Here is a 1,792-nt window from a genome sequence, read left to right on the forward strand (position 1 = left end):
ACGACTATGTCCGTACCGCGCGCGCCAAGGGCTTGTCTGAGCCTAAGGTGCTGTTCAAGCACGTGCTGCGCAACGCGCTGATTCCGGTTGTCACCAATATCACCATGTCCTTGCCCTTCCTGATGTTGGGCTCCATGCTGCTGGAGCGCTTCTTCGGCATTCCCGGCATGGGCAATGAGCTGCTGAATGCTGTGGACAAGAGCGATTTTCCGGTGATCAAGGCCATCACTATCACCATTGCCGGCGCGGCCATGGTGTTCAACCTGTTGGCGGATGTCCTCTACAAGTGGATTGATCCGCGCGTACAGCTGAAGTGAGCGGGGGAGAACAATAATGACGACATTGCAACATACCGCCGGCGGAGCGCCGGCAGCCGCGCCATCCCGCAGTCTGTGGGGCTTGGGCTGGCAGCGTCTGAAACGTGACCGCATCGGTTTTGTATCGCTGTGGATCGTACTGGCCTTCATGCTGTTGGCGCTGACTAGCTGGGTCGGATTGACGGGGCGCGGCTGGAACGATGAAATCGCGGTTTCGTATGCGCCTCCTACGTTTATCTATCAGAAGCTGCATTCAGAGGCTTCCGTTGAACAGGCTCCGCTCAAGACAAGCGCCGCTTCCGAGCTGCAGGGGTTGCGCCCCTCGGAGGACCCCATTTGGGCGGAAACCCTGAAGGCGCGCCAGAATCGCGACAAATACGTGGTGCCGGAAGTGAAGAAGGCTGAGTCGTTGACCTTCGGCGCTGACCAACGCGGCCGCGACATTCTGGACAAGGTGATTAAGGGGACTTCCACCTCGCTGTTTGTCGGGGTCTCCGGCGCCTTGCTGTCCATCCTGATCGGCACGGTGTTGGGCGGGATGGCTGGCTTTCTTGGCCGCAAGATCGACGATTTCCTGATGTGGTTTTACAGCGTATTCACGGCCATGCCGGACATGTTGTTGTTGCTGGCCTTCGCCGCCGTGGCTGGCCGCGGCTTGGGCACGGTGGTTCTGGTGCTGTCGTTGACCAGTTGGACTGGCACGTTCCGGCTGGTGCGCGCCGAGTTCATCAAGCTGCGTTCGCGCGAGTTCGTACTGGCTGCCGACGCCATCGGCGCCAGCAGCGCGCGCCGGATGTTCGTCCATATCCTGCCCAATATCTCCCACCTGCTGCTGGTGCAGTTTTCCCTGCTGATGGTGGGCCTGATCAAGTATGAAGTGATCCTGTCCTTCCTCGGCTTCGGCGTCGACGTGCGCCAGGTCAGCTGGGGCTCCATGCTGGCGGAGGTGCCGGAAGAGTTGCTGCAGGGTTATTGGTGGCAACTGGCCATGGTGGTGGTGTTCATGTCCGTGCTGGTCACCGCCTTCAGCATGCTGACCGACGCCCTGCGCGACGCGCTGGATCCGCGCGCGGCGGCGAAGTGAGCGGGACGAGGAGAAACCAATCATGAGCAATCCAAACAACAATACCCTGCTGTCGGTGCGCAACCTGAAGGTGCGTTTCCGCCAGGAAGACGGCGGCCGTTTCGAGGCGCTGAAGGGCGTCAGTTTCGACATCCCGGCGCACCGCACGGTAGCGCTGGTGGGCGAGTCCGGCTCCGGCAAGTCGGTGACGTCGATGGCCATCATGCAGCTGCTGCCGCCGCAAACCAGCGAGATCGATCCGGCGTCGGAACTGCGTTTCGATGGCCGCGACCTGCTGAAGCTGAGCCAGGCCGAGCTGCGCCGTTTGCGCGGCAAGGACATCGCGATGATCTTCCAGGAGCCGATGAGCTCCTTGAACCCGGTGTTCAGCGTGGGCGAGCAGATCGTCGAG

At 61.3% G+C, this 1,792-nt stretch carries 3 protein-coding genes; all 3 read left to right on the forward strand.

Translation table 11 applies throughout. The features are described 5' to 3' along the window. A partial coding sequence (locus tag C2134_RS21940; RefSeq protein ID WP_233196478.1) for an ABC transporter permease occupies nucleotides 1–317 on the forward strand: 317 nt, incomplete at its 5' end. Between the two features lie 16 nt (nucleotides 318–333). Beyond that, nucleotides 334–1,401 (forward strand): ABC transporter permease, encoded by a 1,068-nt coding sequence (locus tag C2134_RS15645; RefSeq protein WP_103321074.1) that lies wholly within the window; start codon nucleotides 334–336, stop codon nucleotides 1,399–1,401. A gap of 22 nt (nucleotides 1,402–1,423) precedes the next feature. Continuing rightward, a partial coding sequence (locus C2134_RS15650; RefSeq protein WP_146042176.1) for an ATP-binding cassette domain-containing protein occupies nucleotides 1,424–1,792 on the forward strand: 369 nt, incomplete at its 3' end.

Origin of the sequence: Chromobacterium sinusclupearum, from assembly GCF_002902845.1 — a bacterium.
Classification (GTDB): Bacteria; Pseudomonadota; Gammaproteobacteria; order Burkholderiales; family Chromobacteriaceae; genus Chromobacterium; species Chromobacterium sinusclupearum.

What these genes read in the sequence shown, in the direction of transcription:
- C2134_RS15645 (WP_103321074.1), top strand. Translation starts at nt 334, where the DNA reads ATGACGACATTGCAACATACCGCCGGCGGAGCGCCGGCAGCCGCGCCA.